We start from the raw sequence: 14,684 nt of genomic DNA, 5'->3' as shown, positions 1-14,684 counted from the left end.
TGATTCTGAAAACGGAAGAATCAGGTCTGTATTCCAATCCGGAGCACGCTGGCGAATGCTCTCTCAGGTTACATTCAGGATAATGTCCTTTAGTTCAATCAGAGTCTTGATTCGATAGCTGGCCTGTGAGAAGTCATGTGTTTTTGTGAAGTCGCTATGGACAATAGCACAGTCGATACCAGCCGCCACAGCTGAGTTCAACCCTCTGTTTGAATCCTCTACAACCAGGGTCTCTTCTTTGGTAGCTCCGAAGCGCTTTAGGCCGGTCAAGTATGGTTCCGGGTGCGGCTTGGCACGCTCGTAGTCTTCACGAACAAGGACGAATTCCATGAATTGTCTAATCTGGCGCTTTTCATGAATAAGTTGAAAATCCGCACGTTTTGCAGTCGTCACTATGGCCATGCGGACGTACTTTGACAGTTCGGCTAGAGTTTCAACTACGCCTTCAATCTCTATAGCTTCTGTTCTTAGATATTCCTGATAATAGACGTTGCGGACCTCACTCTGCTTGCTGATGGTCTGTTCATCAATACCTGCCGCCCTAGCTTGGGACCAAGTGCCCAATGATTGGGTCATGTCGTGGAGGTATTGATCTTTATCCAAGGTAAATCCAATGTCAGCCAGAGCGCGTTCTCCCGCTTTGTAATACCAGAATTCAGTATCAACCAGAACACCATCATGATCGAAGAGTATGTACTTTTTCATTGTTTCGTTCTCCTTTGTCAGCTGCGGCAACCATGCCTACAGATCCTAATTCGAGGATTATAATCACATTCCAATCGTCCTTCTTTACTACATTAGCCAATTGGTCTAGTAATTCGGCAGCGTATGCATAACTTTTTGCATCCAATGTAATCCCACCTTCATATAGGAACATACGTTTCTCTTCAGTAATTTTACCAGAATATTACAAATCAATTCAACATTATTTTTATGCTTTGTTGAATAAGAGTCTCACTTACGACTGTTATTTCGTCATTTGTTGAACTTTTCAAATTCATGTTTCAACCAGTGCTGATTTTGATGTGCGATGTATTGCTCCATTCGGATCAGCAAATCAACTCTGGCTTGGTAAACTGCATATAACGCTGTCTGACACGATCTACATCACGATCCTGCTTTGCTTGTCAAGATTTGGTTGACAACTTCTTCGTACTTACCCAATACTTCCGAAATCGGTTCTCGGGATCATGTACTTTAGTCCACCCATCCGTGTCTTCAATGGTTCTAAAACTTCCGTTTATGATACGGAAGACCCTCGCCTTCTTCGCAATACTGTTTAAGACTGTACAAAAAAATAGCCCAGTTATAATTACATACTCGATAAAATGCGGTCACTTCCTTCCAATTCATCTGACGAAAAATGATTGAAGTCTTCCCGTTTTTTTCCTCCATATCAAAAGAAATTGTCGTACCTATCCATTCTGGATCTGAATCAACACACTGCCACAAAATCTTTTTATCGGTAACAAGCTCTTCAACTCGCATCTTTGTTAAGCCTTTGCCGCCGAATCGGAACTCATTTATACAACCGATCTGATCATTGACTATTAGTTCATTTGTCCATATTTCTGAAAGTCCTTTTGCTGTGGTTAATGCTTCATATACCGTTGAAGCTGGAACATTCACGGTCTGTAAGTGCTCGATATTTGCCATATTGATCATTCTCCTTCTTTATAATGATTTAATTTATGTAATTATTTGTATATGAATACAGTCGGAATTTTCGAAAATATCCTTTGATTATATCATGGTACGGTTGATGTGATTTCTTTTCGGTTGCTCATTTTTGAAATAACACATTAGGGAAGGTTGTTTAACTATGCTGCCGGCTAACAGAGGGAAGGACTGCACCCGGCAGACCTTCTTGATATTCAACTCTAGTTCTCCGTTAGATAAAATAAATTAGTTGTCTGTTTTTATTGAGTGTCTTCGTCGCTTTTGTACTCCAAAATATCACCTGGCTGACAATCCAAAGTCTTACATATCGCTTCTAACGTTGAAAAACGAACTGCTTTTGCTTTCCCATTTTTCAGAATGGAGAGATTCGCCATAGTAATTCCAACTCTCTCCGAAAGCTCCGTTACGCTCATTTTTCGTTTTGCTAACATCACATCAATATTAATGATAATTGTCATATTCACCACCTCAGATCGTCAAATCATTTTCTGATTTTATGTTAATCGCTTCTTGTAGAAGCCGTTGAAGGATAGCAGCAAAAACGGCGATAACCAACGAAGCAAAAATGATGATGAATCCCATTAATACGATAGGAGGGTCAACTTTCTTCGCTATAAAACGAAAGAGTGGCAAACCTAATATATACAAACCACTGATTGTAATCGCACAGCACTTTATGTTCTTTAACGCCTTTACAGATAATTCCGAGAACGCTTTGTTCTCGTCAATGTACCATAAAAGATTGAAAGCCTGATAGAGAGCAAAGTAAAAAGGCACAGCCGCTCCGTACATCACGATGAAAACGAGATATTTCATTAGGGCAATATTTGGATACAATTTTGCTGCGAAATTCGCCATATGGGGCACTAAAAATATACACAAAGCAAGCACTGCAATTCCAGCCAGAAAAATAATTACCTTTAAGAAAGTGGTTGAACCTCTTTTAACATTCATTAAAACACCTCCTCCACTTATTTAATGACAACATGATTTTAACATGTAATTTATCGTTTTACAATAAATACATATCGTTTTTATTATATTATTATTGTTATTTGAATATCCTTTTAATTTTGACAAAAATAAAAATCATTTCTCATTACAAAGAAATGCTCTTACTTTAAAATGTTAAATTTACCACTGGTACAACAAAACTCCCGTTAGGTGAGCGAAAGGTTGCCTATTATGCTGGCAGCCTCTCATTACTAAATTGAATTTCTATATCCGGGGTTTACAAATTCCACAGCTTAATGGACAAGATAAAGACATATCACACTTGTCCGAGGCAAAGTGTGATATGTCTTCTTTTTCCAAACTATTCTATTAATTTAAATACTACATAGAACGCAATTGACAAATTAACTCTCCGTTAAATGGGGTAATATCTTAAAAAGCCCCAAGGCGGTGATGAAATGAATAAGACTACAACAGAGATTCAAAGCTTAAATGATACCGACTTTGCTTTTTGGTATAAAATTAATCTTTTCTTACTCGCTCTCAAGTACAACTGATGCTTTTTTTCCCATTAATATAGAAATCACTGCAAATACAGTTGCAAGTATGACGACTAAACCACCGACCCAGCCGATCGACGACAAGGTTAACCGCTCTACAACCACTCCGCCCAAAGCTGCACCCAGGGCAACACCAAGGTGGAAGGCGGATGAGTTCAAGCTCAGTATAATTTCGGTTGATTTAGGGGCCGTAGTTACCAGATAGAACTGTTGTGCAGGAGCAGTTGTCCAAGCTCCAAGCATCCAGAGTGCAAGAATAAACAAGGCACCTACAAAAGTAACCGCAGCGAACGGGAGGAAGAACAAGGCAATAACATGAATCAACAGACTGACAATCAGTGTAGGGGCAACTCCCCATTTATCAGCGCCGTAGCCTCCAACACGTGCTCCTACAACAGCCATTAAACCCATGCCAAGCAAGACGAGACTAATCGTATTGGTATTGAGGCCAGCATTTTCGCGTAGTAACGGCGCAAGGTATGTGGAAACAACGGAGTAACCGGTAATAAAGAACAGGGAAGTTAATAAACCGCTGATTACTTTGAAATCTTTGAGAACAGACAATTGCTTGGATAAAGGAATCGTTTCTTGTCCAGACATTTTAGGTATCGCTTTTACAATCGCAATAATAGGAATGATGGTGATAATTCCAAGAATTGCGAAGATCCAGCGCCACCCCATATATTCACCGATTAAGGTTCCTAAGGGAAGGCCGACAACGAGCGCAAGACTCGTACCCATCAAGATCGTGCCAATCGCACTTCCTCTTTTCTCTGGAGGAGCAATTTGTGCGGCAATCCCCAAAGCCACTACCGCGAATACCCCCGCGCTCACACCCAATATAGCACGGGATATCATCAATATAGTAAAGTTAGGGCTCAGGACAGCGATGACATTACCGATAAGAAAGATAAGAAGTGCTATGAACAGCAGCTTTTTCCGATCTATTTTTGAAGTGAGCGCGATTAGAATTGGTGTTCCTACCGCATAGGCTATGGAATACATGGCAACCAATTGTCCAGCTAAGCCAATAGAGACATTTATATTAGTGGCAATCATATCCAGAATACCTGTAATAATTGATTCGGCCGTACCGACCACGGTTGCGCCTAATGCAAGCAAATAAATAATCCATTTGTAGTTCTTCATGAAAGAATTTTTCCCCTTTGTTTGTCGAATCTATTGTTTTTATTGTTTGAAATCATACAGTTTCTTCTTTTGGATTACTTCTCACCCGATGGGAAATCCTTGTCTTGAAAATTCGATTGCAAAAAATGAAATCACCCCCTTAAATTTATCGAACGATCGATCAGAATACTATAAAAAAATATATCGAACGATCGATCAATTTAATCAAAAAAAAAAGAGCTGATTACACTTTAATGGCATCCCAGCTCATTTGAATCATTTTCTCAATGTTTATTGAACTGAACTCATACGCCCCATTTAAATACTCTTTTCCCATTTCGACAAAAGGTAAACAGGAGTATGTAACCAATAGATTCGTTTCCAAATCCTTAAAAAAACCTTCTTTAATTCCCCTTTCAAACAAAGGGTACATCGGCTTAAACACACCACCATTTTGATCCTTACAGTTTTTACGTATAAAGGGTGAGCCGATAAACTGTTCCATTAACAAAAAGCTGTCCTTATTATTTAAGATATAATTTGAATAATTTCGCAGAATATTCTCAAACCCCACTTTTACGGGTGTACTCTCTGTTACACCATGAAACATGAGCTGGTGCATTTGATCCTTGAGCAGAAAATACAATTTGATCAGCATATCCTCTTTACTTTCAAAATAAAAATAAATGATCGAAGAAGAGATATTCGCCCTTTTAGCAATTTTTGAGATGGATATTTCAGAAAGGCCACTTTCATTGAGAAGTTCGATCGTAGCCTGATAAATAAGGTTCACTTTGCTTTCGGATTTAGTTTTCATACTCAAAATATAATCGAACGATCGATCAATGTCAATAGACTATTTGACTATTTCATTCGCATTGTCACTGATATGAAGTTTGACCTTGAATACATATTGCATAACATTTACTTAAGTTTATATAAAGGATCTACCTATCTTCCCATCCACTTCGTTCCAGTAGTATAATGAAAATCTCCCTTTTCATCACAATATTCCAACAATGATACTTCAAACCCTGCTATTTCAAATACTTTTACGAATGTTTCGCGTCATAAACTATTTTGTGAGCTGCCGCCGGACCAGGTCCACCGACTTGAACCATCTGTTGGTACAGCTCGTTATGGAAATTTTTATCCGGAACGGCACAACGAATGTAGCCACCTGGTTTTAAGCAACAACCCCCTCCTCATAAGTTAAGTGTTTCCACACGTGTTCGGCCAACAGCGCATCCATACTCCCCGTCCTAAATAAGGCGCTCCAACTATCCAAATAAAGTAAATTCAACTCATCCTCTTGTGTACTGAGCCAACCATCATAGTTTGTTCTTCCTGCACCAATTATAACTTTCATCTAAATACCCCCATCCCGATTTCGTATTAATTAATTACAGTGTAGCGCTTGAAAATGAGGATAAGAATGGAATTTTATTAGGATACTATTGATATTTGTTACTGAAGATAACTGCCAGTTAGTAAAAGACGGCAGCCAGACATTCTGGTTGCCGTCTCTTCTTGTTTATTGAGCTATCGTGATCCGTTTGCTTAATCAATTACCTTTTTATGTGCGTCCAGTTAGGAGGTAATTCACTATCCTTGATATGTTCGTAACTTAAAATCGATACCTTCCCAGTGTTGTCTATTTGAAATTTTATTTTATCTATACCTACATCAAGATGAGGGCCTACATACGGGATTACCGTAATGACCACATCAATGTGTGAATCAAAGTTCCTTTCATCTGTTTTATAATTGCCGAAATTTTATTATATACTTCATTAGTAGAATATATTTTTTGAGAGTATTTTTCTTCTAAAATGACATTCATGATACTATTTATTTCTAACGCTCCATTCTTAATACTCTTCACCAAACATTTCTTCATTGGCTCGAAGCAGAGTTTCTCCGCACTTCAATTAAGACAGCCTCCTAAGTTCCACTTGGAACATAGGAGGCTGTCAGCAATCTGACGCTGCTTATAGGAGAAGCGCTTCTGCTAACAGATAAAGTAGCATTAAACGTATATCTTCTAATAAATTTAGCCGTCATTTATGATACGGTTCATCGTTGGTATCATGGTTAAGAATGATCTACCAAATATTCTTCGAGCTGATCGAAAGTTCCTCCGAAGCCCTCCTGCATTGATTCGAACATGCCTTCAAAAAAACTTCTCTCTTCCTCAGTTGCGTTGATCGGTCCGCTGCACAAGGTCATTGTGGTAATACCGTTATTTTCACTAAAGGTTACCGAATTGCGTATTTCCAGCGGGATCAAATCGCTAAATGGAGCCCGGACAATGTTGCCCGCCTCATCTGAAAAGCTGTTGATCCAGACAATCTTTTCGAAAGCTTCGATTTCCTGATACACAAATTTACCCCACATTTGATTACCATCAGGAGATTGCATGTTGTAGTGGAAGAAACCGCCCGGACGGAAATCCAATTGCGCGACACTTATTTCAAATCCTTTCGGTCCCCACCATCGCTTCAGATGTTCGACCTCGGACCATGCTTTGAATACAAGCTCGCACGACACATTGAGTACACGTGTTATGACTAACTCCTTGCCTTCCGATTTCACTGTCATATCCATTCCTCCATTTCTCAATATAACCCCCTGATTAAAATATACTTCAATTTGAATATTCCTGTCAAGGAATATTGATTCGCGTGATAAAGGGGTACCATTCGGTACCTCCTAGGCATTTCAAAAAAATCTATTCGAAACTACGCTTTTAATACGGCAAGCAGATCCTTCAGCCGATCAAGGTTTAATTTTCTAGAAAATCTCTAAAGCTAACCTCTGTCACGCCTGTGGCTTGTCCTGCTGCATATACGCTGCCTCCATGCAGCAAGCCTGCATCAGAAAACGGCAGAAGAACAATACATGCTTTTTCAAACCACTTCCATTGCTTCACAGTGAATCCACCTTTCCTTATTTTCACAACATACTTACGGCAAATCGGTTGACATTCCCCCCTTGAAACACATGCCCGCTGCGCTGTTTACCGGCTGTCAGCAAATTTAAACATATCCTTGAAAAAAACGAGCTGTGGCGGCATAGACGCGTATATACCGAAATGCTCCTCAAGCTCCCGCTCGGTCTGCTCCTTGAACCCGAGCAGCTCTTCTTCCTCTTCCTCCGTCAGCTCCACAATCCGGTAGCCGATCGATAGATGGAAGCGATAGTCGTCGTGATCGGGAAACCGTAAACCGAGCTTGTCAGATACCTCGTTGCGGAATACCTTCAGCTTCTGGGCATCATCTTCCGTCAGCGGCTGCAGGTTGACGGTCAAAGCAACCCCGCCGGTGTGCAGGTAATCGAACTTCAAGTTAAACCCGTCCGGTACATGAACCGTTTCCCACTTCTCACGGAACAAGCGGTCTGTTTCCTCAAGAGGGGCATCCAGTGGCAAGAAGCTCGTCCACAGCTGCGGTTTACGGTCATCCTCGCAGACGCCTTGAATGACAGTCATATGATAGCTCGAAGGCGGTAGCAGGGTAAAAGAACGCGAGCAAGAGAGCTTGCGGAATTGACCTACCAACCGGACCAGCAACGCATTTACCGCGCTGGTCGGATCAACCGGACAGATGATCGTGTTACCCGGAAAGTGCCGTACGGAGCCATCCTCATGAAATTTACGGCCAACTACCTTGGTGAACACACGTTGATCACGGGATGCAGCGGCGGTAACAGGTTGGCTCTCTATCATCTCGGTGCTCATCCGTTTGACATCCGTCCCAGAATCACTTGCATTGGAATGGTTCATAGGTTTGAAATCCCCTCACTTTTATTTAATCTACTTCACCGAACCGTCGACCATGCCTTTTACAAAATGCTTCTGAAGCGACAAGTACAGAACCGTAGCCGGAATGATGGCGAGCAAGGCGGCGGCGGCGGCGGCGTTCAGGTTCGTGTTGTTTTGGCTGAAAAAGGATGAAATCGCCAATGTAACGGTACGCTTGAGCGGCGACTGCATGAAGTACAGCGAGAATGAATAATCATTCCAGATCGACACACTGTTCATAATGATCACCGTGGCTGTAACTGGCATCATGGAGGGCAGCAGGATGCGGTAAAAGACGCTGAATTTGCTGCACCCGTCGATCGTTGCTGCCTCGTCCAGTGCTCTGGGAATCGTCGAGATAAAATTTGCATACAGAAAGATGCAGGCCGGCAGCTTGTAGGTCGTAATCAGCAGTATAATCGCCCAATATGTGCTGACACCGCCGAGCCCGGCGACCAGACTGTACAGGGGCACCAGCACCGTCAGCTTAGGTACCATCATGACCGCCAGAATACAGCTCATCATGGTCAGATTGAACTTGCTTTTGACACGTGCCAGCGGGTAAGCAGCCATCGCTCCGAGCAGCGCAACCAGCAGCACGGAGCTTACCGTTACGATCAGACTGTTCGACATCGCCTGCAGCAGCTTGCCACCGCCCAAAGCCAGACGGAAATTATCCAGGAAGACGTAATCCGGCAGTTGCCAGCGGGAGGAGTAATCGTTCGTTTTTTTGAAGGCCATCGTAATCAGAATATAGAAAGGTATGAAATGGATAATTGTAATGACAAGTCCTGCGGCGTTTTTCAGCAAGCCTGCAAATCGCTTCATCCATATTCCACCTCCCTCTTCCTGAATATTTTCAGCATCACATAGCTGATCGTTATGACCAGTACAAAGGTAACGAACCCGATTGCAGCAGCGTAACCGGCATTCTGATTTTCAAAATAAAAATAGTTGATCAAGGACGACATGGAATGTGATTCAAACCCCGGTCCCCCGGAGGTCAATGAGATGACGATCGCGAACAGCTCCAGACCGCCGATCAAATTGAGCATAAAGCTCGTTGTAATGGCAGGTATGAGCAGGGGCAGCGTAATATGGCGGAATCGTCTCCATGCATTGGCGCCGTCAATGGTGGCTGCCTCTAGCAGCGATTGCGGAATTCCCTGGATTCCTGCCAAATAAATGATCATCGATGTACCGACGTACTGAAAGGCATTGATGCCGGTAATAATCCAGACGGCACGCGTACCTTCTGCCATCCAATCTATCGGCTCGAAACCGAACACCGAGAGCGTATCATTAATCGCGCCCCCGTCATACTGGACAAGGAAATACCAAATATATCCCATAATCAGCTGGGCTACGATTACCGGCATATAGATGATGGTACGCGCCAGCATCCGGCTCCGAAACTTCATATTGAGCAGCAGCGCGTACATAACACCGAACAGATTTTGCAGGATCGCGCTGCCGAAGCCGTATACAAGCGTATTCAGCAGCGCCTTTTTAAAGCGTACATCTGTAAACAATTTGCTGTAATTATCAAGGCCGATGTACGCATACTTTTGCGAGTAACCGTTCCAGTTCGTGAAGGATATATGGATACCCGATAGAAGTGGGTAGGCCACGAACAGTAGAAATAAACATAAAGCAGGCACATACATCAGGGATAACCCTTTGTCTGAGTTGATAAATATAGCCATTTTCTTTCTCATTGCGTTCTCCCATTCGAAGAAAATTGTAGCCGTACAGCTGCTATTTTTGTGAGCGCAGCTTTTTATAATCGTCGCTCATCATCTGCGAGGATTGCTCTATCGTCATATCTCCAGTCAAGAGGGCGGGGCCGATGACTTTCAACGTGCTCCACATGCCGTTCGGCAAAAATTCACGGTCGAATACCGGAATCGTCCGCAGGCTGCCGTATTTCGTAAAGTCTGCGGTCAGGCCGCCCAAATCATATTTGACGTTCTTGAGTCCGGCGGGCATCCCTGTAACGGCAGCCATCTTGGCGATATTATCGCTTTTGGCCATATAGCCGAGCAGCAACAGCGCTGCATCTGTGTTTTTCGATTTATTCCATATGCCGAAAGCCTCCCGTTCACCGCCGTTAAGGATCGGCTCATCCCCTTTGTAAAAGGCCGGCACCGGCATCATACCGATCTGGGCTTCTGGATTGATCTTCATGGCCTCGGCTACAATAGCGTTGTTTTCCATCAGGAATGCCGCTTTGCCGGTGGCGATCTTCTCCGCTGCGCTTAAGGGATCGGCTGTGACAATATCCTTGTTCAGGTAGCCTTCCTTCTTCAGATCCACCAACTGTTGCGAAACCAGATTCCACTTGTTCCAGTCAAACGTGCCGTCCTTCAGCGAATCTCCGCTATTATGTGATTTATCCGATATCAGAACAGTAGGAGCCAGCTTATTGAAAAAGCCTGCCAGCTTCGTTGTGTCCTTGCCCCCGATGTGGATCGGTGTAATATTTGCGTTCTTGATCACCTTGCAAGCTGCTAATAGCTCCTCCCACGTCTGCGGGATCTCCAGGTTCAGATCTTTTAGTACCTTTTTGTTGTAAACGATGCCGGATTGGTCGATATTGAGCGGTAAAACATAAACGTTGCCTTTTTTGTCGGAGATGGTTGGTTTGATTGTATCCGTAAGATTGCCAAACCATTGCTGATCATTAAGCGGGCGCAAATATTCACTGTATCGGTTCACGGACCAGCCGTGCGTGGCGAACAGGTCGGGCAGATCGTTGGAAGCCATCTTCGCCTTCATCAATTGTTCATAGTCCTTGCCCTGCGTGCTGAAGTCGACCTGAATGTTCGGATTTTCTTTGGTGAATCCGTCTATTATGGATTGGATCGTATCAAACGTCGCGCCTGTCGCATTGGTCATCATCGTGAGCTTGACCGGTTTTACCTCCTTTGCTGGAGTCGTGCTTGTTCCCGCGGCTGCCTCTATTCCAGCTGCCGTTTTGCCACTTCCCCCATTCGAACATCCAACTGCTACTATGATCGCCGACAAGCTGATAGCGCAAAGCTTCGCCATTTTCTTCATAAGTCAATTTATCCCCTTCTTCGGTCAATTAGTGTGCTACTTTGCCAGTATAACGGATTCAAAGCGCTCCCCATACGCTCAAAACTACACTGATCGTGCTGCTTTCTATCATCCTGCTTAATACAGATACAGTCGAGCTCTCCCAAGGAAGGAAGTTTCCAGCGGATGTCGAATAAGTTGTCACAAGAAGGCTGCAGCCAGAACGAGAAAGGTTGGTTCATATATGAAAGGCTTCGGAATCAGACTCTATCGACCGCTTAATATGAAGCTCGTCCTTATTTTCATGATCAGCACATTGCTGCCGCTTCTGCTCACTACCTATATCGTGGCGCGGGTTTTCATCGAAAGAAACAGCAACGACACCGGTATTCTGATCGACAACACGCTGATTTCCCTGTCTCAGAGCCTGTCCGGTTACCTTAACGAATTGGACCAGCTCACGCTTATTCCGTATTATAACGACGATTTCATCTCTGCACTTAAAGTTATGGCGTCCGATTCTTACGAAAACATGAGTAGGTATCAAGTCCTCAGCATAACGAACATGCTGGATTCGCAGCTGCGGTTCGTTAGAAATACACGTAAGGATATCATGAGCACCTTGATCGTCTCGGACAATAAACCTTTGTTTTATTCGACCAACAATCCGTTAAACGATGTTACCCCCAACTATGAATTTGCCGAAACAGACTGGTACCGCAAGGCGATTCAGGCGAGCGGAGACGCGGTATTCATCAATCCCCACAAGCAGGACTATTTTACACGCACCAAGAATGAGTCCGTTTTCTCCGTGGCGCGCACAATCCGGGAAATCCCCTCCAAGCGCCCGATCAGCGTCATCATCGCCGATGCCAACACTGTTGTTTTGCAAAAAATGTTCCAGGACATCGATTTCCATGTTCCTTCCCATATCGTACTGCTCGATCAGGAACGGAATTTCGTTTATGCGAATCACGAGGTATCCCCGGTACTGTTCAGGCCGATGCCCGAAAACCATTCCATTGTACACGACGGGGACAGCTCCTATCTGGTAGTAAGACGAACGGTTGCCCCTTACAACTGGGAGTTGGTCGTGCTGCTTTCCTACTCGCATCTGGAACAAAAGACGCTTTGGGTGTACCTAAACTCCGCTCTGCTCTATATCATTTGTCTTGTCGTAGCTTTCTTGTTCTATCAAGGGTTGTCGCGCAAGGTGATGGGACCGGTCAAGGAAATTATTAAGACGATGCGCAAAGTCGAACAGGGTGATTTTACAGCCCGATACCCTTCCCATACGAAGGATGAGTTCGATGTGATTGGCCAGTCGCTCAATTCCATGATCGGGGAGCTGAAGCAAAAAATCGAAATGGAGTACGTGCTGGTGCTCAAGCAGCGCAATTCCGAATACAAAGCGCTCCAGTCGCAGATCCAGCCACATTTTTTATTCAACATGCTGAACGGATTTATTACGCTTAACCAGATCGGCGAGCGGGAGCTGCTGGAGAAGTCGATTATTGATCTCACGCTGCTGCTGCGCTATATCCTGAATCACTCGGATATGACCACTCTCGAGGAGGAAATGCATCTTATCGAAAAATACGGCTCCCTCCAGCAGCTCCGTTTCGGGCATCGCCTGCAGGTCCTTATGTCGTGCGAAGACGGCATTCGTCCATACAAAGTTCCCAAGCTGATTCTCCAACCCTTGGTTGAAAACGCGATTATCCATGGAGTTGAGCCTTTGAATTGCCCGTGCACCCTGACGGTTGCTGCCGATACCGTATTGGAGGACGGTGTGCTGTTCGTGCGTATCCGCATCGAGGATGACGGAGTTGGATTCGACACACAGCAGCTGGATGAACACGGTCAAGTCGGCCTCGCAAACACGCGCGAACGACTGCAACTTTGCTTTCCCGACAGTCTCTTTCGGTTGGAAAGCGCCGTAGGGGTGGGGACATGCATTATCATCATGATACCGGAGGCCCATTTCCATGAAAATTATTATAGCGGATGACGAGCATCTGATCCGGATGAATATCCGGTACAATTTGGAGAAGCTGAATATCCCCAGTCTGCGGATTTACGAGGCAACCGACGGCTTTGAGCTGCTGCGCGAGTTGGAGCAGCAGCAGCCTGACGTCGCCTTCGTGGATATCAAAATGCCTCTGCTTGGCGGTCTGGAAGCCATCGAGAAAGGCAAGTTGATTTCCCCGCATACGGAGTTCGTCATTCTGACCGGCTTCTCGGAATTCGACTATGCCCGGAAGGCGATCGCACTGCGGATCAACGAATACTTACTGAAGCCGGTCAGCCTTGACCAGCTCAAAACGGTCATCCACAGCATCGGTGAGCTGCTTACCCGCAAAGCCGCCGAAAGCCGCCGGCTGTTCGCCCTGCGGATCGCCGAAATGATTGCGGCCATGGCGCCTGTCGAGGACGATCGCTTACCTCTGGAAGGTATGAGCTGCAAGCTGATCGCCGTATGCTTTGACGGCATGAAGACAACGAATCACCTGACCGCCGACGCTTGGCTGGAGCATGCCAGAAAGTGCGCCGAGCCCTATCTGGGCAGCCATTTCCACATGACCGTTGTGAATCCACGGGATCATGAATGGATCCTTGTGTTCGGCTATGACAAGTCCGGGGAAAACGGCAGTGAGAACCTGGTGTCGTGCATGACGGATATCCGACGCATGACAGTGGCCTGGCGTAAGGAACAGGGTCCCGCCACACAGATCACTCTAGTAACAGGCAGCACTTTCCCGTTCAGATTGTTCTTCTCCGCCTATGGTGAGCTGCAGCAGCTCACCTGCCTGAGAGCTTTATTAGGTACTTCCGTCGACTATTCCCAGTCCTTCCTGAAAGCCATTACACAGGATAAACCTCATTATGTGCCTATTTGCGCTTTGCTTGTCGAACTGGCCAGATATCAGAAACTTCAAAGCCCTATCGAATTCGGCAGCGCAGTCGAGCAGCTCATCGCTCTGGTAGAAACCGCTCGGCTGCATGACAACATCCGGTTGATCCGTGTGGTAGTGCTGTATTTGCGCTGCGCCATCGGACTGTCCGTTGAACCCGATGTTGATTATTCCCGCTTGAAAAACGAACTGCTTGACTGTTGCAAACGCATGCTAGGTTCCCAGACGGACCGGAGTCACATCATCCGTTCCATCGTCGCTTATGCCAAGGCCCATTACGCAGAAGAAATAAGCGTCGCCAAGGTGGCCACACTGTTTGACATCAGTCCCAATTATTTAAGTTCGCTTTTTCATAAAGAAACGGGAAATCGATTCGTTGAGTATGTAGCGGAGCTGAGAATGAAGGAGGCGCAAAGACTACTCGTGGCGACCGATTTATCGGTTCATGAGGTTACAAGAAAGGTCGGACTGTACAGCACAAGCCATTTCAGTAAATTATTCACCAAATATTACGGTGTCTCCCCTCAGGAATACAAAAGAAACCCGGCATCCAATCGAGAACAGCCCCCTGCCTTACCTTAAGTCAAGGCAATGACATCGTCAGCA

Annotated in this window: 15 protein-coding genes and 2 pseudogenes; 2 read left to right on the top strand and 15 right to left on the bottom strand. The window is 44.8% G+C overall.

All coding sequences use genetic code 11. The features are described 5' to 3' along the window. Positions 1–63: 63 nt before the first annotated feature. The 15 genes and pseudogenes from BM210_RS26360 to BM210_RS26295 form a co-directional block, all read right to left on the bottom strand. Positions 64–705: an HAD family hydrolase gene (locus BM210_RS26360; RefSeq protein WP_091175167.1), complete on the bottom strand. Its 642-nt coding sequence runs from the start codon at positions 703–705 to the stop codon at positions 64–66. A 522-nt stretch (positions 706–1,227) separates the two neighbouring features. After that, the gene (locus tag BM210_RS26350) at positions 1,228–1,656 is read right to left on the bottom strand and encodes an SRPBCC family protein (protein WP_091175164.1); all 429 of its coding nucleotides are present in this window, start codon (positions 1,654–1,656) and stop codon (positions 1,228–1,230) included. A 263-nt stretch (positions 1,657–1,919) separates the two neighbouring features. Further along, positions 1,920–2,138: a helix-turn-helix domain-containing protein gene (locus BM210_RS26345; RefSeq protein WP_091175162.1), complete on the bottom strand. Its 219-nt coding sequence runs from the start codon at positions 2,136–2,138 to the stop codon at positions 1,920–1,922. A gap of 10 nt (positions 2,139–2,148) precedes the next feature. Next, positions 2,149–2,634, bottom strand: a complete 486-nt coding sequence (locus BM210_RS26340; RefSeq protein WP_091175160.1) for a DUF2975 domain-containing protein — start codon at positions 2,632–2,634, stop codon at positions 2,149–2,151. Between the two features lie 533 nt (positions 2,635–3,167). Beyond that, positions 3,168–4,343 (bottom strand): MFS transporter, encoded by a 1,176-nt coding sequence (locus BM210_RS26335; protein ID WP_091175158.1) that lies wholly within the window; start codon positions 4,341–4,343, stop codon positions 3,168–3,170. 223 nt (positions 4,344–4,566) lie between these two features. After that, positions 4,567–4,980: a TetR family transcriptional regulator C-terminal domain-containing protein gene (locus BM210_RS26330; RefSeq protein ID WP_256224061.1), complete on the bottom strand. Its 414-nt coding sequence runs from the start codon at positions 4,978–4,980 to the stop codon at positions 4,567–4,569. Between the two features lie 3 nt (positions 4,981–4,983). Beyond that, positions 4,984–5,139, bottom strand: a pseudogene (locus tag BM210_RS35840) (TetR/AcrR family transcriptional regulator); the annotation flags it as partial. A gap of 126 nt (positions 5,140–5,265) precedes the next feature. Then, positions 5,266–5,691, bottom strand: a pseudogene (locus tag BM210_RS26325) (SAM-dependent methyltransferase); the annotation flags it as partial. Between the two features lie 199 nt (positions 5,692–5,890). Then, positions 5,891–6,055: a DUF3888 domain-containing protein gene (locus tag BM210_RS26320; RefSeq protein WP_091175155.1), complete on the bottom strand. Its 165-nt coding sequence runs from the start codon at positions 6,053–6,055 to the stop codon at positions 5,891–5,893. Between the two features lie 361 nt (positions 6,056–6,416). Beyond that, positions 6,417–6,923 carry an SRPBCC family protein gene (locus tag BM210_RS26315; protein WP_091175153.1) on the bottom strand — a complete coding sequence of 169 codons (507 nt, stop codon included), beginning with the start codon at positions 6,921–6,923 and terminating at the stop codon, positions 6,417–6,419. Between the two features lie 184 nt (positions 6,924–7,107). Next, positions 7,108–7,254, bottom strand: a complete 147-nt coding sequence (locus tag BM210_RS34985; RefSeq protein ID WP_177238009.1) for a hypothetical protein — start codon at positions 7,252–7,254, stop codon at positions 7,108–7,110. 87 nt (positions 7,255–7,341) lie between these two features. Then, positions 7,342–8,106 carry a DUF1868 domain-containing protein gene (locus BM210_RS26310; RefSeq protein WP_091175152.1) on the bottom strand — a complete coding sequence of 255 codons (765 nt, stop codon included), beginning with the start codon at positions 8,104–8,106 and terminating at the stop codon, positions 7,342–7,344. A 30-nt stretch (positions 8,107–8,136) separates the two neighbouring features. Next, a complete protein-coding gene (locus BM210_RS26305; protein ID WP_091175150.1) occupies positions 8,137–8,952 on the bottom strand; it encodes a carbohydrate ABC transporter permease in 816 nt (271 codons plus the stop codon). Further along, positions 8,949–9,842 carry a carbohydrate ABC transporter permease gene (locus BM210_RS26300; RefSeq protein ID WP_256224053.1) on the bottom strand — a complete coding sequence of 298 codons (894 nt, stop codon included), beginning with the start codon at positions 9,840–9,842 and terminating at the stop codon, positions 8,949–8,951. The genes BM210_RS26305 and BM210_RS26300 overlap by 4 nt, the downstream gene beginning before the upstream one ends. 40 nt (positions 9,843–9,882) lie before the next feature. After that, positions 9,883–11,184: an ABC transporter substrate-binding protein gene (locus tag BM210_RS26295; RefSeq protein WP_091175148.1), complete on the bottom strand. Its 1,302-nt coding sequence runs from the start codon at positions 11,182–11,184 to the stop codon at positions 9,883–9,885. 223 nt (positions 11,185–11,407) lie between these two features. Here BM210_RS26295 and BM210_RS26290 point away from each other — a divergent pair, with 223 nt between their 5' ends. Beyond that, positions 11,408–13,174, top strand: a complete 1,767-nt coding sequence (locus BM210_RS26290; protein ID WP_091175147.1) for a cache domain-containing sensor histidine kinase — start codon at positions 11,408–11,410, stop codon at positions 13,172–13,174. Continuing rightward, a complete protein-coding gene (locus BM210_RS26285; RefSeq protein ID WP_091175146.1) occupies positions 13,152–14,660 on the top strand; it encodes a response regulator in 1,509 nt (502 codons plus the stop codon). Before BM210_RS26290 ends, BM210_RS26285 begins: the two co-directional genes overlap by 23 nt. Positions 14,661–14,684 lie beyond the last annotated feature (24 nt).

The sequence above is a fragment of the Paenibacillus sp. 1_12 genome (assembly GCF_900114475.1).
Taxonomy (GTDB): Bacteria; Bacillota; Bacilli; order Paenibacillales; family NBRC-103111; genus Paenibacillus_S.
The sequence above is the reverse complement of the archived record's forward strand: the minus strand, read 5'-3'. Positions and strand labels throughout refer to the sequence as shown.